The organism is Streptococcus pseudopneumoniae, from assembly GCF_001072665.1.
GTDB lineage: Bacteria > Bacillota > Bacilli > Lactobacillales > Streptococcaceae > Streptococcus > Streptococcus pseudopneumoniae_S.
In genome coordinates this window covers 1-21490 of the sequence record NZ_JVJI01000010.1, presented here as the reverse complement: position 1 = coordinate 21490, position 21490 = coordinate 1, and the positions used below count along the sequence as shown (strand labels likewise).

Below are 21490 nucleotides of genomic sequence, written 5' to 3'. Positions count from 1 at the left end.
GCCTTACCGTACTCAAGTACAGCCTGCGGCTAGCTTCCTAGTTTGCTCTTTGATTTTCATTGACTATAAAATAGTTTTAATTCTTTTTTTCAAATCTGGCACCACTTCTGCCTCAAACCAAGGATTTTTGGCCATCCAGATTTGATTTCTAGGCGAGGGGTGAACTAATGGAAAATAGGTTGGCAAGTAGTTCTGGTAATGTTTTACCCGTTCTGTCACCTTGCCACTGATTTTCTCCTTTAAATAGTAGGCCTGGGCATATTGACCAATCAAAAGGGTCAATTGAATATCTGGTAATTCTTGCAAGAGCTGCGGATGCCATTTTTCAGCAAAGCCAGTTCTCGGTGGTAAATCACCTGACTTGCCATGCCCTGGAAAGTAGAAATCCATAGGCAGAACAGCAAAATATCCTGAATTGTAAAAGGTATCTTCATCCACACCTAGCCAGTCGCGCAAGCGGTCACCACTCTTATCTTTCCAGTAAAGGCCTGCTTCTTGGGTTTTAAGACCAGGCGCTTGACCGATGATATTGATGCGAGCAGTCTTTGGCGCTGCAAAGAGAGGCTCGATGCCACGCTTTGTATAGGTAGCATTCTGCGGATCCGCCATAATGGCTTGCTTGATTCTTTCGATTTGAGACATCTACTTTCCCTCCAAAAAGAAGTCTAAGCATACAATCTCAGACTTCTATCGTTTTATTTGATCAATTCATAAATAGCTTCGGCATAGATTGCTGCAGCTCGGAAGAGATCGTCCAAGGCGATAAATTCATTGGCTTGGTGCATGGTGTCAATTGAGTCTGGGAACATAGCACCATAGGCAACACCTCGTTCTAGCAAGCGACCAAAGGTTCCACCACCGATGACTTGCTCGTGACCTTTAAGACCAGTTTGTTTTTCATAGACATTCAACAAGGTTTGCACAAGTGGATCTTCCATTGGCACATAGTGAGGCGTGTGACCGTGTTCAGAAAGGCTAACAGAAGCAACTGGCAAGTTTTCAAGGATTGACTTGATTTGTTCTGGACTTGTTCCTTTTGGATAGCGGATGTTAAGGGCAATGGTATTGTCAGCGCCTGTTTCGTCAAAGCGGAAGACACCGGCATTCATAGAAAGAGCACCCATCTTTTCATCCACATGAGCAATCTTGAGATTTTCACCCTCATGGTCGTTCAAGAGAATTTTACCAGCGATGTCAAGGTAGTCTTTGGCTGGACCAGCAAAGTCAAACTGGCTAAGTAAGAGGGCTAGGTAAGTCGCACCATTGACACCTGAAGCAGGCATAGCACCGTGGGCTGATTTACCAATGATCGTCACCTTGTATTGGCCAGCTTCTTCTTGGAGTTCTCCTCTAAGTTTGTGTTCTGCAACAAAGGCATCTAGTTTAGCTTGCAAGTCAGCCAAATCACCTGAAACGACTGCTGTTGCTGATTCTGGTACCATATTTTCACGCAGTCCACCTGTGAAGCTATGAAGACGAGCGGCACCATTGTTTTCTCCTGCAAAGTGGAGGTATTCCGTGATATTTCCTTTTTCACCATTGATGATAGGGAATTCAGCGTCTGGAGAGAAACCAAAGTCTGGTTTTGCAAGTCCTACGTGCTCGAAATAGTAGTCCATGTCTGCCCAACCTGATTCTTCATCTGTTCCAACGATGAAACGAACTTTCTTAGAAGTTGGAAGTCCCAATTCTTTGATGATTTTCAAACCATAGTAACAAGCTGTTGTAGGTCCCTTGTCATCTGAAGCCCCACGCGCATAAAGGCGACCGTCTTTGATAGTTGGTGTGTAAGGGTCTGTGTCCCAACCGCTACCAGCTGGAACCACGTCCATGTGGGCAAAGATACCGAGAACTTCTTCTCCTTCACCAAACTCAAAATGTCCTGCATAGTTGTCAACATTTTTAGTTGGGTAGCCATCGCGGTCTGCGATTTCAAGGAATTTTTCCAAGGCTTTTACCGGCCCAGGTCCAAATGGATGCTGGGCATCAACCTTGCTATCGTCACGTTCTGAGTTGATTTCCAAAAGGCTAAACAAGTCAGCCAAGAGGTCTTCTTTGCGTTTTTCTACTTCTGCTGTAAAATCAATTGTTGTCATTTTTTTCTTCTTTCTATCTTTTCTCGATGATTTCATCTACTGGCAAGCGGTAACTTGGTTCCAATTTTTCGTCTGTGTATCCCACTGTAATCAAGAGTTCTGGGCGGAAGCGGTCTTCGATATCCAAAACTTCATTGACTTTTGATTTGTCAAAACCAAGAATAAGATTTGATCCGATTCCTTGGTCTGTAAGAGCCAGAACCAAGTTCATAGCAACCAAACCTGCATTGAGGGCTAGGTAGTCGCTGACTTGTTGTTCACTGTAACGCGCAAACTCGGCAGGCAAATTTTTCACAAAGTATTGAAGTTGTTCTTCTGAGAAATTGTTAGCACCACCAACTCGGGCAATCTTACGAGCACGTTTAGCCAAATCTGTGTCTGTAAACAAGACAATAGTTACAGGCGCTGATGATACCTGTTCAAAGTTTGAACCGTAAGCCAATTTTGCTAGTTCGGCATTTTTCTCACGCACCACTACAAATTTCCAAGGCTGGCTGTTGTGGGCACTTGGTGCCAAGGTTGCAATTTCGATAGCCGTACGCACATCTTTTGGATCAACTGGCTTATCAGTGAAATGCTTAGTAGCATGACGTTTTTTATTTAATTCAAGAAATTTCATAATCGATTTCCTTTTCTAATTCTACTGCTTCCATTCTACCATAATTTGAAAGAGCTTGCAGATATTTTTCCATGATTAAGTTTTTTTATCACAACCATAAAAAATATATATTGGTTCATCAAGAAAGTTTCTGATAAACTAGCATGTACTTTACATTTGAATGGAGACATTATGAAAAAATTTAGCCTATTACTAGCCATCCTACCATTTTTGGTTGCCTGTGGAAATCAAGCTACACCTAAAGAAACCAGCTCTCAAAAGACAATCGTCGTTGCTACAGCTGGTGATGTGCCGCCATTTGACTACGAAGACAAGGGCAATCTGACAGGCTTCGATATCGAAGTTCTAAAAGCAGTGGATGAAAAACTCAGCGACTACGAGATTCAATTCCAAAGAACTGCCTGGGAGAGTATCTTCCCAGGACTTGATTCTGGTCACTATCAGGCTGCAGCCAATAACTTGAGTTACACAAAAGAGCGTGCTGAAAAATACCTTTACTCACTTCCAATTTCGAACAACCCCCTCGTCCTTGTCAGCAACAAGAAAAATCCTCTGACTTCACTTGACCAAATCGCTGGCAAAACAACACAGGAGGATACTGGAACTTCAAACGCTCAATTCATCAATAACTGGAATCAAAAACACACTGACAATCCCGCTACTATCGATTTTTCTGGAGAGGATATCGGTAAACGAATCATAGACCTCTCTAACGGAGAGTTTGATTTCCTAGTCTTTGACAAGGTATCCGTCCAAAAGATTATCAAGGACCGTGGCTTAGATCTCTCAGTCGTTGACTTACCTTCTGCCGATAGCCCCAACAACTATATCGTTTTCTCAAGCGACCAAAAGGAGTTTAAAGAGAAATTTGATAAAGCGCTCAAAGAACTCTATCAAGACGGAACACTTGAAAAACTTAGCAATACTTATCTAGGTGGGGCTTATCTTCCAGATCAATCTCAGTTACAGTAAGATATACTAAAAGCGATTGGACCAGCCAATCGCTTTTTTAGTTTGCATTGGTTATTTTAGGAAACTCTTACAAAAAATCAAAAAAATTCTTCACATCTTCTACATACCCATGCTTTTCTATTAAGCTTGCTAATAATTCCAGATTGTGCCCCTGATAGTTATCTTCACGACGTAGTTCTTCATACATTTCGATAAAGGGAAGCCCCTTGGACTTGGCCAATTCTAACTCCGCTTCATAATCATAAGCGACTTTACGAAATAGGATATTTACCAATTCCCCATCTTCAACTTCTATCACGGCATACTGGGCACGGTGATTTTTTAACGCCTCCCAATTAAAATAGGGCATGCCAATCGACCCTGGATTGATGATTTGTTGCCCTTGACTGCCGTAACGAAGCAACTGCTTGTGGACATGACCATAGACTGCCACGTCCGTTTCCTCATCTAGCAGTTGGTCAAATTTTTCTGTATCATTCCCAACCAACAAGTCACCCCCATAATTTTTGTCAGGTAAATTATGAGAGATAGAAAAGCGCAACCCAGCAACCTCTTTCTTTTCCAGCAAAGGCAAGCTTCGTAACCAGACAATCGTTGCAGGATCCATTCGCTCCATCAAAAACTGGGTCATTCGCATTGACTGGATTTCTTGTGGATGTTCCAAACCATATTCACCATCCAAGGCCTCAAGGACACAATCATCCCAATTGCCTCGAACACTGGCTGTGATAGGAAGGTCCTTTAGCAGGGCTACCAAATCATTTGCACCTGGACCAGGAAGAAAAATATCTCCCATAAGCCAATATTCACTGGCTCCTTGAGTTTTAGCATCTGCAATCACTGCTTCTAAAGCCGTCGCATTTCCATGAATATCTGATAAAATTGCGATTTTATGTTTCATTGTGGTTTCCTTCCGTTTGGTAATCTACTCTTTCTTCCGCCACTTGAGCTAATTCCACTTCTTCCTGCGGGTTCAATTTTCTTTGCACAGTCTCTGCTACTGCTCTAGGCACTCCAACTTCGACAATCTCATCCACACTGGCTTCCTTGATTTTGGCCAGAGACTTGAAATGCTTCATGAGATTCTGCTTGCGTTTAGGTCCTAGCCCTTCAATTCCATCCAGTTGTGATGAAAAGGAATTTTTGGAGCGCAGTTGGCGGTGGAAAGTAATGGCAAAGCGGTGGACCTCATCTTGAATGCGTTGCAAAAGGAAAAATTCCTGAGAATTGCGAGACAACTCCACCACCTCAAGCGGATCTCCAAAGAGCAATTCATGGGTTTTGTGCTTATCATTCTTTTGCAGACCTGCAATTGGGATATCCAAGCCCAGTTCCTCTTGGATGACTTGCTTGGCGATATTGACTTGACCTTGTCCCCCATCAATCACAATCAAATCTGGAGGAGTCAAACCGTCACGCTGTACTCGACCATAGCGCCTGCGAATGACTTCTCTCATACTGGCATAGTCGTCTGGCCCGACTACGGTTTTGATTTTATACTTACGGTAATCCTTCTTACTTGGTTTGCCATTGACAAAGACTACCATAGCCGAAACAGGGCTGGTACCCATGATATTGGAGTTATCGAAGGACTCAATGCGAACTGGAGTTGGGATTTGAAGCAAACGTCCCAGATTTTCAATAGCTCCTTGGGTCTTTTCGACAGATTTTTCTAGCAGATTGAATTTCTGCTCTAGACTGACTCGAGCATTCTTTATAGCCAGATTGACCAGCTGCTTTTTCTCTCCACGCTGGGGTTTGAGAATCTTGGTATCCACCAAGGCCTTGACGGCTTCTTCATCGATATCCTGGGGAATCAGTACCTCATTGGGAACCAGGTGGGATTTTTCTTGATAAAATTGTCCTACATAGGTTAGAAAGTCCTCATCCGGATCATTATAATAAGGGAAAAGATTGACATCGCGCTCAATAAGCTTGCCCTGACGAACAAAGAAAACCTGCACACACATCCAGCCCTTATCCACATAGTAGCCAAAAACATCTCGATTTTGGAGATCCTTAGCCATGACCCGTTGCTTGGTTCGAAGCGTTCCAATGGCCTGAATTAGGTCACGGTATTCCGCCGCACGTTCAAATTCCATAGTCTGGACTGCAGTTTCCATCTTTTTCTTGAGGTCATCGATGATTTTGTCATCCTGCCCTTTTAGGAAATCAGAAACCTCCTGAGCCATAGACTTGAAATAGTCCTCATCTTTCTTACAGATGGTGTGGGCCATACATTGGCCGATATGGTAATAAAAGCAAACCTTAGAGGGCGGATTTGTACACTTTCTAAAAGGGAAAATCCGATCCAGCAGCCGCTTGATTTCATTGGCTGCTCCCACATCTGGATAAGGTCCAAAATAAAGACCTCCGTCCTTCTTGACCTGTCGGGTAATAATTAAACGAGGATAGCGTTCATTGGTAATTTTGATAAAAGGATAGGACTTATCATCCTTGAGCATGATATTGTACTTGGGCTTGTTTTCCTTAATCAGGTTGATTTCTAGGAGAAGTGCCTCAATATTAGACTCAGTAACGATAAATTCAAAATCTACAATTTCAGACACCAAGGCCTCTGTTTTGGTATCATGACTTCCACGGAAATAAGACCTCACGCGGTTACGCAGATTTTTAGCCTTTCCTACATAGATAATGGTGCCGTTTTTATCCTTGTGAATGTAACAACCAGGGCTGGTCGGCAAGAGCTCTAATTTTGATTTAATCAAGTTATTCATAGTTCCATTATAGCAAAAAAGTAGGGAAAGTTAGTCCCCTACTCATTGGTCTCATATAATTTTCGAAGTCTTTCAACATCCTCTTTCTGGATACCATAAAAGGAACCTGCTGGTTGCATGACAGACTTTTCATCTGTATGGTCCAAGCCAATCGCATGCCCCAACTCATGTTCTGCCGTATGGACAATGCGCTCATATGAATAGCCATAGTTAGGATTGGACAGATAATAGTGATTCAACCGCACCGTTACGGATAAAAATTGCCCTGTTAAGAGATTGGTCTGACTTTCTGCCTCTCCTGCCACAGGAGTACCTCCGTCATTCATCTCAGTAGCCAAGATATCCGCCGTGCTGGCCTCAGTCACCAGTTCAAACTTAAAAGCACCAGTTTGATTCCAATTCTGGATTGCTTCTACATAAGCCTCTTGAAAGCGTGAATCCATCTGGGGATCTAGGTAAATACGAGCAGAAGCCTGCGGCCACCTTCCTTCAGAGTGTTGGTGGCTATCTGTCTGATTCAACTTAGGCAGTTGCCCTGTTTTTTCCCATTGGTCGATACTTTGTTGACCAATCTTTACTGACCGTTCTGCTTGCTTTAGCGCTCCTTGAAAATCCCCGTTCAGATACCAGAGAAGACCGAAAGCAAGAGCACATAAGAACACGACTATCCAAACTAGACGCCAAAACAAACGCCACACAAAAGAAAAGAAAGCCCCTATCAAACGAAAAATCCAGCGCATGTCCCTCCACCTTTCTAGCAAATAAAAGCTATTTTACTAAAACAAGCTGAAAGAAAGCTAAATTATGACAATCTCTCTTCTAATTTGAAATCGATTGGTAAGGTTGCTAAGAACCGTTCCAATTGTTTTTCCCAGTAGTACCACTCGTGAGTTCCAGCACTATGGCTATAGGTCACATCAAAGCCCAGTTTTTTGAGATTTTTCACTGCTAGATTATTGGCTTCGTACAAGAAATCCTGCTCGCCACACCAAGCCCAAAGCTGGGTCTTTTTGTCCGATTTTTTAGCCAGACTTTCTAGAGAATAAGGACTAGTTGTCCAATTTTTAATCTCTCCAAAAACACCTCTCCAGTAAGCTGGTGTCCCCAGATTTTGGCTTTCAGGAGAAAAATCTTGAAAGCTGAGAGCACCTGAAAAACTAGCTGCATGAGAAAAACGATTTGTAGCAAGAGCCAGTTTGAAACAGCCGTAACCTCCCATAGAGAGACCAGCGATAAAGGTCTTTTCACGCTTGCTAGTCATATTAGGGAAGAAACATTTTAGAACCTGTGGCAATTCCTCTGCTAGAGCTGTGTAATAGTCAAAACCATACTGGGTATCGGTATACCAACCGTTGCTGGTATTGGGCATAACAACGATGAGATTAGTGCCTCGAAGCAAGCGTTCTACATTAGTACGCTTGAGCCAGCTATTATGGTTGCCAGACATCCCGTGCAGGAGGTACAAGACGGGAATATCTTTACAATCTGGTTCTTCCACTCGATTAGCATCAGGATAGAGGACATTCACTCCCCACTCCATATCCAAAACTTGTGAGTAATACTCGATTTTCATTACTGCCATAATTTTTTCCTCTATTTTTCTATAAGAAAAAGCCGAAACTCGACTTTCTCTCTGTTTATTTCAACAATTATTTCGCTTCCATGACTACTGGTAAAATAGCTGGACGACGCTTGGTTTGGTCAAAGAGGTACTTGGTAAGATTATCACGAACCTTCCCTTTGAGGTCTGCCCAGTCAAAGTCATCTCCTTGAAGATAGTCTTCTACCGTCTGGTTAATCAATTCTGAACTTTCACGGAGAATATCACGACTCTTCTTGAGATAAACAAATCCACGTGTATGAACACGAGCCTTGGCCACAATTTTCTTCTCACGACGATTAACGGTAATTGCTACGATGAAAATACCGTCCTCTGATAAGACCTTACGGTCACGAAGAACCACATTACCAACATCACCAATGGCATTCCCGTCAATCAAGACATCCCCTGCCGAAACCGAGCCAGCTGGGACAAAGTCACCATTCTCATAAGCCATGCTGGTTCCCTTTTTAGGGATGAAAATGCGTTCTGGCAACATCCCTACTGCCATAGCAGCCTTAGCATGGGCATCCAACTCACGGTATTCCCCTTGAATTGGGAAGAGATACTTGGGTTGCAAGAGATTAATCATCAACTGCAAGTCACGCGCATTCCCGTGTCCTGACACACGCAAGCTTTGGGTGATCAGTTTGACAACCCCACCAGCTTGGTAAATCATGTTTTCCACACGCGCCATGACTGCTTCTTTGGCGATAGACGGAGTGGTTACGATATAGACCAAGTCACCGTCCTTGATTTCCACATAACGATGGCGACCAATCGACATCTTACGAAGACCGTTGATAGGCTCACCCATACGGCCTGTCTCAAGGATGATCAACTCATGGTCTTCAAAACGAGACATATCTTTTGGCTTAATCAAAAGACTTTCGTTAGCTAGAGACAATTTCTTAAGACGAATAGCAGTGCGGACAATATTTTCAATATCAAATCCCGTCAAGACCACACGACGGCCTGTTGCATCCGCAGCATCAAACACCTGCTGGATACGAGAGAGGTTGCTGGCTACCGCTGCGACGATAATACGTCCATCCCAGTCAGAAATGGTTTGAGTGATCTCATCCCCAACTTCACTTTCACTAGCCACTTGGATATTGCTATCTGCATTTGCTGAATCGCTAAGAAGAGCTAGAACTCCATCACGACCGATTTCTGCCAAACGAGCGAAGTCTGTCGCATAGGATTCACTAGCCGTCTGGTCAAATTTGAAGTCACCTGTATAAACGATGCTCCCTTCAGCTGTCTTCAAGACAACACCCAGACTTTCTGGGATAGAGTGGGTTGTACGGAAGAAGGACACCACAGTCCCTCCAAAATCAATCTCCGTATCCTCATCAATGACATGGAAATCATTGAATTTCTTAACCGCATCATTTCCTTTGACAAAGAGTTTGGCCAACTCAATGGTCAGCTCAGACCCAAATACAGGTACCTTGGCTTCAGCCAAGAGATAAGGCAGAGCACCAATGGCATCCGCATGACCATGGGTCAAAAAGACGCCAGCGATACGGTCGCTATTTTCAAAAAGGTAGTCCATATTGGGAATGACCACGTCCACCCCTAGTTGTTCATTTTCAGGGTATTTCAGACCTGCATCCAAAACGAAAATAGACCCATCGATTTCAGCGATATACATATTTTTCCCATTTTCACGTACACCACCAAGTGTTGTTAAACTGATATTACTCATTTTTCCTCCGAAAGCTTAGTTTATCTTGATTATAGGGTTGCTTACCCTCTTATTCTAAAAGCACTACTTTTAGCCGAATCTTTTCCTACCATTATACCATTTTTTTAATGATTTTCAAAATGAAGATTTGTTTTCAAAAAAGAGCTGGTTTCCCAACTCTTTCCTATGATCTACTCTTTTTCCATTAAAAAGTCATAAATTTCTTGCACAGTTCCTAGTGCCATCATTTCTTGGTCTTTGACGGTTTGTTTGAGATTTTGGTAAATTTGACTTTCTCCGATTTCCCGCTTTGGTGCCTCTTTATTGACTGTCATGACACCATCTTTGATGGTCACAAAGCCTAGCTCTTCAAATACTTGAATCATCTTAACCAGCAAGATTTGTTGGATATTAAGATAAGCTGCCAAATCCTTCAGCTTGTAGCGAATATCAAACTCTGGAAACTGGTAGATGGTCTTGTACAATTTTGCAAACTGCTCTCTAGTCCCATACCCTGTCAGATAGTAGGCCTTATCAATATCATTTTTGAAATAGACAGCAGAGAAATTCTGTTCCTGAAAAATGGTCTTCAGCTGAGTAATATCCTCAGGAATGGTTTTTACAACCACAGCATCACTAGCCGCCAAATTTGGCAATTCTCCAGCAAAATCTAAGACTGGAACCCCTTCTGGCAAGACTGCATTCTTCCCACGGATGTTAAAGAGTTGAACACCCTCCACACGCGCATCCACCATCATCAACTGCAGGGCAGTTTGGCCATTCCATTGGTTGACAGACAATTTGACTGCCAGCTCTAGATTCTTGGTTTGAGCAAATTCTGTTGCCCATCTACCTTGGCAAAAGGCTACCACTTCAAAACTCGCCTCGCCTTTAGAAATTTTCAGTTTGAGATGGGCATTGCCTGACCCCATGGTACGGGCACTTTCAACCTGAAAATCCTTGATATAAAAGACAGGTTTCTGATTGTCCATTCCAAAAGGTGCCAAACGTTCAAAACTTTTGACCGTTTCCAAGCTAAGTGTCTCCAAATCCAGTTCTTCATCTAGATTTAACTTGTTCTTGCCAGCAGCATCTGCGCCTTTTTCACGAACATAATCTTCCAAGACTTGAGATAAATCTGAAAGTTTCTCCACTTCCAGCGTCATTCCAGCCGCACCAGCATGGCCACCAAAGGCGATGAAGAGGTCTCGACGAGGATCCAGAGCCTCAAAAATATCCACTGCTTCCACACTACGAGCACTACCCTTGGCACGACCGTCTTCTATATTGAGAACGATGACTGTCTGCCCTAGTTCTTCCAACAAACGACCAGCCACTATTCCTAGAACCCCAGGATTCCAGCCCTCCTTGGCCAAGACTTGAACCTTCTTCTCAGGATCCACCATGATCTTAGCTTCTTCATAGATAGACTGGACGATTTCCTTGCGCTCTTCATTTTTCTGATGAATCATGAGGGCAATCTCATGGGCTTCCTCATCGTCAAACCCAGTCAGCAAATCAATGGCAGGATTGGGATCATCCAAACGGCCCAAAGCATTCAAACGAGGGGCAATCTGGAAACCAACCGTTTCTTCTGTTACTTCGTTGGCGCCAATCCCAGCCATGTCCAGCATTTCTTGTAAACCAATGCGCTGAGTATGTCCCAACATTTCCAGACCATACTGAACCAAGATACGGTTCTCATCTGTCAAACTGACCATATCTGCAATGGTACCAATAGCGACCAAATCAAGCAATTCCACTTGTACTTCTTCTAACAGGGCACAAGCCAACTTGAAAGCCACTCCACAACCAGCCAAATATTTGAAAGGATAATCCGCATCTGGATGTTCAGGATGGACAATCGCATAGGCATCAGGTAGGGTTTCAGGCATGGAATGATGGTCAGTCACAATGACATCCACTCCCATAGACTGGGCTAGTTCAATAGCCTCGTGACCTGCAACCCCATTATCCACCGTCACAATCAAGGAAATTCCTTCTTGCTCAATAAAGTATTTATAGACACTGGCATTAGGTCCATAGCCATCAGTAAAACGATTTGGCAAATAAACACGGCACTCAGCACCAAGCTGTTCCAAACTTTCCTTAACAATAGAAGCTGAAGTCATGCCATCCGCATCATAGTCTCCATAGACGAGGATATTTTCCCCTTCTTCAATGGCCTGACGAATCCGTTCCACTGCCTTGTCCATATCATGGAGTAGATAAGGGTCATGCAAGTCCTCCAAGGAAGGTTCTAAAAACTTTTTCAGACTTTCTTGGTCCTGAATCCCTCTCTCAAACAATAACCTAGCCACCTCAGGACCCAGTCCAGCCTTCTTGGCTATCTTTGTAAAATCCGCATCTTCAACCTGCGGGGCAAACTGCCATTCATAAGTAGGTGTTATCAAAAAGACATCCACTCTTTCTAAGAATTCTATTGCTTCATTATAACATGATTTAGGCTTTTTCTCTATCCTGATTGCTTTCTACAAAGATTTTACTAATTTTTTTCTGATTTTATTTGACAAGACAAATCTTTTGGTGTAGAATCATGTTATAAAATCTAACACAAAGGAGATTCCTTATGGCTTTAGTAGAATTTGAACACGTCGAAAAATATTACGGAGACTACCACGCACTCCGCGACATCAATCTCCGTTTTGAAAAAGGGCAAGTCGTTGTCCTCCTTGGACCTTCTGGTTCTGGGAAGTCCACTCTTATCCGCACCATCAATGGTTTGGAGGCTGTAGACAAGGGAAGCCTTCTAGTAAATGGTCACCAAGTCGCTGGTGCCAGCCAGAAAGATTTGGTGCCTCTTCGTAAGGAAGTCGGCATGGTTTTCCAGCATTTTAACCTCTATCCGCACAAAACAGTGTTAGAAAACGTAACACTAGCACCCATAAAAGTTCTAGGAATTGATAAAAAAGAAGCTGAAAAAATAGCTCAAAAATATCTGGAATTTGTAAATATGTGGGACAAGAAAGATTCTTATCCAGCCATGCTTTCTGGTGGACAAAAACAACGGATTGCCATCGCACGTGGCCTCGCCATGCATCCAGAACTCCTCCTCTTCGATGAACCAACATCTGCTCTTGACCCTGAAACCATCGGTGATGTTCTTGCAGTTATGCAAAAATTGGCCCACGATGGTATGAATATGATTGTCGTGACCCATGAAATGGGCTTTGCCCGTGAAGTTGCGGACCGCATCATCTTTATGGCTGACGGAGAAGTTTTGGTGGATACGACAGATGTTGATGACTTTTTCGACAATCCAAGCGAACCTCGTGCCCAACAATTCCTCAGCAAAATCATCAACCATGAAAGTGACAAAGTCAAATAAGGAGGCGCCTATGAAAAAGAAATTCTTTTTATCAGCATTATTGATTAGCCTTTTCGGGCTTGCTGCTGCAAAACCAGTTCAGGCTGATACCAGTGTCGCAGACATTCAAAAGAGAGGCGAGCTAGTTGTCGGTGTGAAGCAAGACGTTCCCAATTTCGGTTACAAGGATCCCAAGACAGGAACCTATTCTGGTATCGAAACTGACCTGGCCAAGATGGTAGCTGATGAGCTTAAGGTCAAGGTTCGCTATGTACCTGTTACAGCGCAAACTCGTGGACCCCTCCTAGACAATGAACAGGTCGATATGGATATCGCAACCTTCACCATCACAGACGAACGCAAAAAACTCTACAACTTCACAAGCCCCTACTACACGGACGCTTCTGGTTTTTTGGTCAATAAGTCTGCCAAAATCAAAAGCATTGAGGACCTAAACGGAAAAACCATCGGTGTTGCCCAAGGTTCCATCACCCAACGCCTGATTACTGAGCTGGGTAAAAAGAAAGGCTTGACCTTTAAATTCGTCGAACTTGGTTCCTACCCAGAATTGATTACTTCCCTACATGCTCACCGTATTGATGCCTTTTCCGTTGACCGCTCGATTCTATCTGGCTATATCAGTAAACGGACAGAACTGCTAGATGATAGTTTCAAGCCATCTGACTACGGTATCGTCACCAAGAAATCAAACACTGAACTCAACGACTATCTTGATAACTTGGTCACTAAATGGAGCAAGGATGGTAGTTTGCAAAAACTCTATGACCGTTACAAGCTCAAACCATCTAGCCATACTGCAGATTAAGGAGGATACCCTATGACAGATTTATCATCTTGGACAGCCTATTTTCAGGATTTTGGACAATTTTTCAATGGTTTCCTCTTCACCCTTGCCCTAGCGATTGGATCCTTTATCCTAGCCATGGTTTTGGGCATCTTCTTTGGAGCTATGTCAACCAGCAAACGTCCAATTTTGCGCATTTTGGCTCGCATTTTTGTCGAATTTTACCAAAACACTCCCCTCTTGGTGCAGTTTGTTATCGTTTTTTATGGCCTACCTCTTATCAGTGACCATATCATCATGATTCCGATTTATTGGACAGCTGTACTATGTGTAGGTCTCTATCACGGTGCCTATATCGCTGAGGTTATTCGCTCAGGGATTCAGTCTATTCCTAGCGGTCAGATGGAGGCCTCCTTGTCGCAAGGTTTCACCTATATCAGTGCTATGCGCTTGATTATCTTGCCTCAGGCCTTCCGTATCATTCTCCCTCCATTGACCAACCAAATCGTCAACCTCATCAAGAATACCTCTACAGTCGCTATCATCTCTGGTGTAGACTTGATGTTTGTGACTAAGTCTTGGTCAGCTCTTAATGGAAACTATATCCCAGCCTTTTTAGGAGCTGCCCTTCTCTACTTTTCTCTTTGCTTCCCTGTTGCCCAGTTTGGTCGCAAGATGGAGCAAGCCAACAAAAAAGCTTATTCACTTTAGGAGGTTACTATGGAATCCATTTTAGAAGTTTTGACCTCAGATAACCTAATCTTTATCTTTAAAGGATTTGGCTTGACCCTCTACATTTCTCTGATTGCCATCGTCCTCTCTACCCTTATCGGAACGGTGCTAGCTGTCATGAGAAATGGCAAAAATCCTGTCTTACGTATCATCTCCAGCATTTACATCGAGTTTGTGCGCAACGTTCCCAACCTCCTCTGGATTTTCACCATCTTTTTGGTGTTTAAAATGAAGTCCACACCAGCTGGTATTACTGCCTTTACCCTTTTTACCTCAGCAGCCTTGGCTGAGATTATCCGTGGTGGCCTAAATGCCGTAGACAAGGGACAATACGAAGCAGGAATGTCACAAGGCTTCACCTCAGTCCAAATCCTCTACCACATCATTCTCCCACAAGCCATTCGTAAAATGTTGCCAGCCATCATTTCTCAGTTTGTTACCGTGATTAAGGATACCAGCCTCCTCTACTCTGTTATCGCCCTACAAGAACTATTTGGAGCTAGCCAAATTCTCATGGGCCGTTATTTCGAACCAGAGCAGGTCTTCAGTCTGTATATCCTGATTGCCCTCATCTACTTCAGCTTTAACCTAGCCATTTCTAGCCTGTCTCATATGTTAGCCAAACGTTGGCAACAAGCTGCAGAATAAAAAAGAAATGTGAACTCAAAACAAGGGTTCACATTTTTTTCTATAAATGAAAAAGAGCAACCTAACACTATGCAAACGTTTTACTTTTTGGTAAAATGACTTTAAAACCATAAAGCAAGGAGAAAAATCATGATCCACGAACTTTGCAAAGAATTCTCTCAACTGGAACAAGTAGAAGCTATCGCTCTTGGTGGCTCTCGTGCAGGACAAAACTATGATCAAAATTCTGACTATGACGTTTATGTCTACCTCAACTCTTCTATTGATGAGGCGACTCGCCTCAAAATTTTGAGTAAATACTGCTCCTATATGGAAATTGGAAACCAGTTTTGGGAGTTAGAGGACGACTGTGTACTAAACAACGGTATCGAAATCGAGTTGATTTATCGTTCGATGGAGTCGTTTGAACAGGAATTGAACTCAACCGTTTTTCAACACAAAGCTCAAAATGCTTATACAACTTGCATGTGGCATAATCTACTCCACAGCAAGATTCTATACGATCCAAATGGACACTACGCTTATCTCCAAAATACTTACCAGATTCCCTATCCACAGGAACTCAAAAAGCATATCATCGAAAGGCAACTCCTTTTGCTAGAACAAGCCATGCCTGCCTTCTCTCACCAAATAGAAAAAGCTATCAAACGCCAAGATCTTCTCAGTATGAATCATCGTACGAGTGAGTTTTTTGCTTCCTACTTTGACTTGTTATTTGCGCTCAATGAGCAAACCCATCCTGGTGAAAAACGGATGCTGGAGTATGCAAAGGCCCATTGTACTCTCCTCCCTAAGCAATTTGAAGAAACTATTCGCAAGTATTTCCAACTACTCTATCAACCACAACAAGGAGAACAAGCGATCGTAACCTTGCAAACTATCCTGAAGGAACTAAAAGCCATTTTGCCATAGACCAAAAAGAAAATGTGAACCTCTATTGTTGTTCACATTTTTATTTGTCGTTGACTGTAAAATTCTAGTCTACTCATATTCAGTTTCCTATTTTTGACTCTCTCTGAAAATCTGCAACTAGGTTAGAAATTGTTCAATTGATTGACGAGCAATCATGAAGCCGTTCCAAAAACCGCACTCACAATCACTTACCCTGATCTTTCATTACTAGTGACACTTTTTCCCTTAGGGTTACTACAAGATTTTTTAGAGATTCTAACAAGAATTACAATATGAATTTTACATATTACCATAGAACACCTCTATAAGAGAAAATCAGAGCTAAAATCACCAAAACATAGAGGGTGATAAAAAGCCATCTCATCTTCACACATAGAGCAATATATTCTCTGATAAAGGCCGATGGGATATAGTAGGCGGCTGTACGGCAACCAAGACCATCTCCCTTCATCCCAATACGGCGAGCATAGGTACTGGTACGAAAAACATGGTAATCATTGGTCACAAAGAGAAAACGTGGACTGGTCACCAGCCTCTCTCCCATTTCTTTTGAGAAGAGAAGATTCTCATAGGTTGTCGTTGAGTCTTCCTCTAGGAGAATTGCTTCTCTCGGAACATCCGTCTCTTCCAACAAATAATTACAAATTGCCTGAGCTTCAGAAATCTTCTCATCTCCTCCTTGACCACCGCTAGCTATGATTTTGATACGAGGATTCTTAGACTTGTGGTAAGCTTCTACTGCCTTATCAATTCTCCTCTTTAGCAAAGGTGTTACCTTTTCTCCGTCTAACAAACCTGCACCATGAATGATGATAAAATCATAATGCTTCTTCTTAGGAATAAAGAGATACAAGATAGAGTACAGCATAAAACCCACAAAAGCAAAACCAAAAATAAAGTAAGAATAAGCAATAAATGCAAATAAAATGTTTAGAAAGTGATTGGTGTAAAATAATTCATTTCTATCGCCCAATCGAAATGACATCAAAGCAAAAAATAGCAAAATGACTATTCCAAGGAGCATTGAGAGATAATTAGCCTTTGAACGCCCCTCTCGCTTCAGCAGGATAAGGCCATTATAGATTAAAAAGATGCCACCTAGAAAAATCAGTATCGGAAGTAAAATAAAGGAAAATATAAAAAAAGCGAAATGAATCTTCTCATACCCATTTTGATAAAAAAGGTAGCCTAGATAAAAATAACTGGAAATGAGGGATAATAAGAATAATACTGGATTCTACAAACTTCTATTATCCTTCCAAAATGACACTATAAAGGCTAATACAATTCCTATAACGAGATACATTTCTTCCTCCTTTAATGATTCTATTTTATCACAATTTTACATAGAGAAAAAGAGGGCATCTATCCCTCTTAATCCTTCATCTGACTCTCTGCGTCGGCCACGACTTGCTCTAAGCTAGTCTGACCAAGCTCTGCCTCCATAGCCAGCTGGATTCTCTCCAATTTTTGATCCAAAACATCATGAATATGGGCTCCAACTGGGCAATTTGGATTTGGATTGTCATGAAAACTGAAGAGTTGACCAGTCTTACCCAGACACTCAACAGCCTGATAAACATCTAATAGACTAATGTCTTTGAGATCCTTGACAATCTCTGTCCCACCTGTTCCACGCGCTACTGAAATCAGCTCTGCCTTCTTCAACTGGGACAAGGTCTTTCTGATAATGACTGGATTGACCCCGACACTAGCAGCCAGAAAATCACTGGTCACCTTGCTTTCCTTCCCCTTGAGGGCAATGATTATCAGCATATGAGTCGCAATGGTAAATCTACTTGGAATTTGCATCCTCTTCTCCTTTTTACGAGGCTACCCTGCCTCTACTCTTCTTTTTCTATTATTATACCCTTTTTAGTTGTAATGTCAATCGTTACCACTTTTCAACCAGGCATCTAACTCCCTATCGTAGCCCTCTTGCTGGGCCAATTCTCTCAAAAATTCCTGATTGTGAGTATGGTGGATACCATTGACCAGACTTTCATAATAAACCTCAAAATAGGGAAGTTTCATATCTTTTGCCAGTTGCAATTCAGCTGCCACATCGTAATTCACCCGTCGAAAGTCCATATCTACCAAGCCCTTGTCATCAAACTCCAAAATCATATACTGGGCCCGCAAGTCCTTCCGCAACTGGGCATCTAGAAAGAAAGGCTGCCCAATCGAACCTGGATTGACAATCAATTGCCCACCAGTCCCGTAACGAAGCAACTGCTGATGAATATGACCATAAACAGCAATATCGCAAGGCGGATTGGTCACCAAGCGGTCAAAATCCTCTTGCGCTCCAGTATGAATCAACTCTCTCCCCCAGTTCTTATCAGGAAGATGGTGGCTAATTCCTACCGTCAAATCCCCAAACTGACGATGAATCTGGAGAGGTTGATTGTGGAGCAGTTCAATTTCTTCTAGTGAAATTTCCTCTAAAACATACTGGCACTGGCGCAAGAGATAGCGTTGACTGGGACGAGTACTATCCAATTCCTTGCGGACACCATGCCAAAGACTGTCTTCCCAGTTTCCCAAAACTCTAGCCGTAATCGGTAGTTCAGCCAACAAGTCCAAAATTCTTCTACGCCCTGTCCCTGGCATGAGAATGTCTCCCAAAAGCCAGTATTCATCCACTCCTAGCTGCCGAGCATCTGCCAAAACAGCCTCCAAGGCGGTGGTATTTCCATGAATATCTGAAAGAAGAGCTATTTTTGTCATTCTTTCTCCTCATTTCCTCTTATATATCTTTTTAATATTATAACAAAAAATACTGTTTAATAGTCACCTTTAACCCACTCTTACTAAATCCAGAACACTACTTTTATCAAGGTAAAAACTTATCAAAAAGATGATTTCACATTACTCCTAACAAAGCATAGCAGGCACTCTTTCAATGAAGAAAATTCAAAAAAATCTACAAATATCTTGAAAAATCTCACAATCATGCTATAATAATCCATAGAGACAAGTCACTTAGTCCCTTTCTACTAGAGAGTGCGTGGTTGCTGGAAACGCATAGGAAGCCTAAACTGATACTACTCTTGAGTTTTTTATGAAAACATAAAACGGTGGCCACGTTAGAGCCAATCAGAGGTGTCCCTCTTTTTTGAGGAACATAAATGAAGGTGGAACCACGTTGCGACGTCCTTTCGAGGATGTCGCTTTTTGTTTTTCTAGCTTTCACAGTCCTCTGTCCCTGTTTTCAGAATAGGGTTAACACATTCGTCAATAATATAAGTAAGGAGAACATCATGATTAACATTACTTTCCCAGATGGCGCTGTTCGTGAATTCGAATCTGGCGTTACAACTTTTGAAATTGCCCAATCTATCAGCAATTCCCTAGCAAAAAAAGCCTTGGCTGGTAAATTTAACGGCAAACTCATCGACACTACTCGTGCTATCACTGAAGATGGAAGCATCGAAATTGTGACACCTGACCACGAAGATGCCCTTCCAATCTTGCGTCACTCAGCCGCTCACTTGTTCGCCCAAGCAGCTCGTCGTCTTTTCCCAGACATTCACTTGGGTGTTGGTCCAGCCATCGAGGACGGCTTCTACTACGATACTGACAACACAGCTGGTCAAATCTCTAACGAAGACCTTCCTCGTATCGAAGAAGAAATGCAAAAAATTGTCAAAGAAAACTTCCCATCAATTCGTGAAGAAGTGACTAAAGACGAGGCACGTGAAATCTTTAAAAACGACCCTTACAAGTTGGAATTGATTGAAGAACACTCAGAAGACGAAGGCGGTTTGACCATCTATCGTCAGGGTGAATATGTAGACCTTTGCCGTGGCCCACACGTCCCTTCAACAGGCCGTATCCAAATCTTCCACCTTCTCCATGTAGCAGGTGCTTACTGGCGTGGAAATAGCGACAACGCTATGATGCAACGTATCTACGGTACAGCTTGGTTTGACAAAAAAGACTTGAAAAACTACCTTCAAATGCGTGAAGAAGCTAAGGAACGTGACCACCGTAAACTTGGTAAAGAGCTTGATCTCTTCATGATTTCTCAAGAGGTTGGTCAAGGACTTCCATTCTGGTTGCCAAATGGTGCGACTATCCGTCGTGAATTGGAACGCTACATCGTAGACAAAGAGTTGGCTTCTGGCTACCAACACGTATACACTCCACCACTTGCTTCTGTTGAACTTTACAAGACTTCTGGTCACTGGGATCATTACCAAGAAGACATGTTCCCAACTATGGACATGGGTGACGGGGAAGAATTTGTCCTTCGTCCAATGAACTGTCCGCACCACATCCAAGTCTTCAAACACCATGTTCATTCTTACCGTGAGTTGCCAATCCGTATTGCTGAAATCGGTATGATGCACCGTTATGAAAAATCTGGTGCCCTCACTGGTCTTCAACGTGTACGTGAAATGTCACTCAACGACGGTCACCTCTTTGTGACTCCAGAACAAATCCAAGAAGAATTCCAGCGTGCCCTTCAGTTGATTATCGATGTTTATGAAGATTTCAACTTGACTGAATACCGCTTCCGCCTCTCTCTTCGTGACCCTCAAGATACTCACAAGTACTTTGACAACGATGAGATGTGGGAAAATGCTCAAACCATGCTTCGTGCAGCCCTTGATGAAATGGGCGTGGACTACTTTGAAGCCGAAGGTGAAGCAGCCTTCTACGGACCAAAATTGGATATTCAAGTTAAGACCGCTCTTGGAAAAGAAGAAACTCTTTCTACTATCCAACTTGACTTCTTGCTTCCAGAACGCTTCGACCTTAAATATATCGGAGCTGATGGTGAAGAGCACCGTCCAGTTATGATCCACCGTGGAGTTATCTCAACTATGGAACGCTTCACAGCTATCTTGATTGAGAACTACAAGGGTGCCTTCCCAACATGGCTAGCACCTCACCAAGTAACTCTCATCCCAGTATCTAACGAAAAACACGTGGACTACGCATGGGAAGTAGCTAAAAAACTCCGTGACCGTGGTGTCCGTGCAGATGTAGATGAGCGCAATGAAAAAATGCAGTTCAAGATCCGTGCGTCACAAACAAGCAAGATTCCTTACCAATTGATCGTTGGGGACAAGGAAATGGAAGACGGAACTGTTAACGTTCGTCGCTATGGCCAAAAAGAAACACAAACTGTCTCAGTTGATGACTTTGTTCAAGCTATCCTAGCTGATATCGCCAACAAATCACGCGTTGAGAAATAAGAGATAAAATCCTAGCTACCTAAAAAGCAACAACTATTTCAGCTGTTGCTTTTTATATTTTTACTCAATGAAAATCAAAAAGCAAACTAGGAAGCTAGCCGCAAGCTGTACTTGAGTACGGTAAGGCGACGCTGACGTGGTTT

General features: G+C 42.7%; 18 protein-coding genes and 2 pseudogenes. 8 read left to right on the top strand and 12 right to left on the bottom strand.

Annotation, left to right across the window (positions count from 1 at the left end):
* Positions 1–63 precede the first annotated feature (63 nt).
* The 3 genes from ADH52_RS00880 to ADH52_RS00870 are packed head-to-tail and all read right to left on the bottom strand — an operon-like array spanning position 64 to position 2715.
* Positions 64–642 carry a uracil-DNA glycosylase family protein gene (locus ADH52_RS00880; protein ID WP_049509494.1) on the bottom strand — a complete coding sequence of 193 codons (579 nt, stop codon included), beginning with the start codon at positions 640–642 and terminating at the stop codon, positions 64–66.
* A gap of 53 nt (positions 643–695) precedes the next feature.
* Entirely contained in the window at positions 696–2096 is a 1401-nt protein-coding gene (gene pepV, locus ADH52_RS00875) for a dipeptidase PepV (RefSeq protein ID WP_049502026.1), read from the bottom strand.
* 13 nt (positions 2097–2109) lie between these two features.
* Positions 2110–2715, bottom strand: coding sequence for a nitroreductase family protein (locus tag ADH52_RS00870; RefSeq protein ID WP_049509493.1), 606 nt, complete (start codon positions 2713–2715; stop codon positions 2110–2112).
* Between the two features lie 171 nt (positions 2716–2886).
* On the opposite strand from ADH52_RS00870, the gene ADH52_RS00865 reads away from it, so the two are divergent.
* On the top strand, positions 2887–3687 hold the full coding sequence (locus tag ADH52_RS00865; RefSeq protein WP_049509491.1) for an amino acid ABC transporter substrate-binding protein: 801 nt from the start codon (positions 2887–2889) through the stop codon (positions 3685–3687).
* Between the two features lie 67 nt (positions 3688–3754).
* Here the strand turns inward: ADH52_RS00865 and ADH52_RS00860 are convergent, their stop codons facing one another.
* The 6 genes from ADH52_RS00860 to recJ form a co-directional block, all read right to left on the bottom strand.
* Positions 3755–4588 (bottom strand): metallophosphoesterase family protein, encoded by an 834-nt coding sequence (locus tag ADH52_RS00860; RefSeq protein ID WP_049509489.1) that lies wholly within the window; start codon positions 4586–4588, stop codon positions 3755–3757.
* Positions 4578–6425, bottom strand: coding sequence for an excinuclease ABC subunit UvrC (gene uvrC, locus ADH52_RS00855; protein WP_049509487.1), 1848 nt, complete (start codon positions 6423–6425; stop codon positions 4578–4580). Before uvrC ends, ADH52_RS00860 begins: the two co-directional genes overlap by 11 nt.
* Positions 6426–6463: 38 nt before the next feature.
* The gene (locus tag ADH52_RS00850; protein WP_049509485.1) at positions 6464–7165 is read right to left on the bottom strand and encodes a M57 family metalloprotease; all 702 of its coding nucleotides are present in this window, start codon (positions 7163–7165) and stop codon (positions 6464–6466) included.
* Between the two features lie 62 nt (positions 7166–7227).
* Positions 7228–8007: an alpha/beta hydrolase gene (locus ADH52_RS00845; RefSeq protein ID WP_049509483.1), complete on the bottom strand. Its 780-nt coding sequence runs from the start codon at positions 8005–8007 to the stop codon at positions 7228–7230.
* 67 nt (positions 8008–8074) lie between these two features.
* Positions 8075–9736 (bottom strand): ribonuclease J, encoded by a 1662-nt coding sequence (locus ADH52_RS00840; protein ID WP_049509482.1) that lies wholly within the window; start codon positions 9734–9736, stop codon positions 8075–8077.
* Between the two features lie 170 nt (positions 9737–9906).
* Positions 9907–12129, bottom strand: coding sequence for a single-stranded-DNA-specific exonuclease RecJ (recJ, locus tag ADH52_RS00835; protein WP_049509497.1), 2223 nt, complete (start codon positions 12127–12129; stop codon positions 9907–9909).
* A gap of 176 nt (positions 12130–12305) precedes the next feature.
* On the opposite strand from recJ, the gene ADH52_RS00830 reads away from it, so the two are divergent.
* The 5 genes from ADH52_RS00830 (at position 12306) to ADH52_RS00810 (ending at position 16140) form a co-directional block, all read left to right on the top strand.
* On the top strand, positions 12306–13064 hold the full coding sequence (locus tag ADH52_RS00830) for an amino acid ABC transporter ATP-binding protein (RefSeq protein ID WP_049509481.1): 759 nt from the start codon (positions 12306–12308) through the stop codon (positions 13062–13064).
* Between the two features lie 10 nt (positions 13065–13074).
* Positions 13075–13869, top strand: a complete 795-nt coding sequence (locus ADH52_RS00825; protein WP_080977856.1) for a transporter substrate-binding domain-containing protein — start codon at positions 13075–13077, stop codon at positions 13867–13869.
* 12 nt (positions 13870–13881) lie between these two features.
* Positions 13882–14559: an amino acid ABC transporter permease gene (locus ADH52_RS00820; protein WP_049509480.1), complete on the top strand. Its 678-nt coding sequence runs from the start codon at positions 13882–13884 to the stop codon at positions 14557–14559.
* Positions 14560–14568: 9 nt separating this feature from the next.
* Positions 14569–15228, top strand: a complete 660-nt coding sequence (locus tag ADH52_RS00815) for an amino acid ABC transporter permease (RefSeq protein WP_049509478.1) — start codon at positions 14569–14571, stop codon at positions 15226–15228.
* 129 nt (positions 15229–15357) lie between these two features.
* Positions 15358–16140 carry a DUF4037 domain-containing protein gene (locus ADH52_RS00810; RefSeq protein ID WP_049509477.1) on the top strand — a complete coding sequence of 261 codons (783 nt, stop codon included), beginning with the start codon at positions 15358–15360 and terminating at the stop codon, positions 16138–16140.
* A gap of 286 nt (positions 16141–16426) precedes the next feature.
* Here the strand turns inward: ADH52_RS00810 and ADH52_RS00805 are convergent.
* From ADH52_RS00805 to ADH52_RS00790, 3 genes and pseudogenes are all read right to left on the bottom strand, one after another.
* Positions 16427–17446: pseudogene (locus ADH52_RS00805) on the bottom strand (YdcF family protein).
* Positions 17447–17514: 68 nt separating this feature from the next.
* Positions 17515–17952: an Rrf2 family transcriptional regulator gene (locus ADH52_RS00795; protein WP_001166795.1), complete on the bottom strand. Its 438-nt coding sequence runs from the start codon at positions 17950–17952 to the stop codon at positions 17515–17517.
* A 75-nt stretch (positions 17953–18027) separates the two neighbouring features.
* On the bottom strand, positions 18028–18870 hold the full coding sequence (locus ADH52_RS00790) for a metallophosphoesterase family protein (protein ID WP_049509475.1): 843 nt from the start codon (positions 18868–18870) through the stop codon (positions 18028–18030).
* A gap of 284 nt (positions 18871–19154) precedes the next feature.
* Here ADH52_RS00790 and ADH52_RS11785 point away from each other — a divergent pair.
* Together ADH52_RS11785 and thrS are read left to right on the top strand one after the other, a co-directional pair.
* Positions 19155–19363 (top strand): annotated as a pseudogene (locus ADH52_RS11785) (hypothetical protein).
* A gap of 40 nt (positions 19364–19403) precedes the next feature.
* The gene (thrS, locus tag ADH52_RS00785; protein ID WP_000608345.1) at positions 19404–21347 is read left to right on the top strand and encodes a threonine--tRNA ligase; all 1944 of its coding nucleotides are present in this window, start codon (positions 19404–19406) and stop codon (positions 21345–21347) included.
* Positions 21348–21490 lie beyond the last annotated feature (143 nt).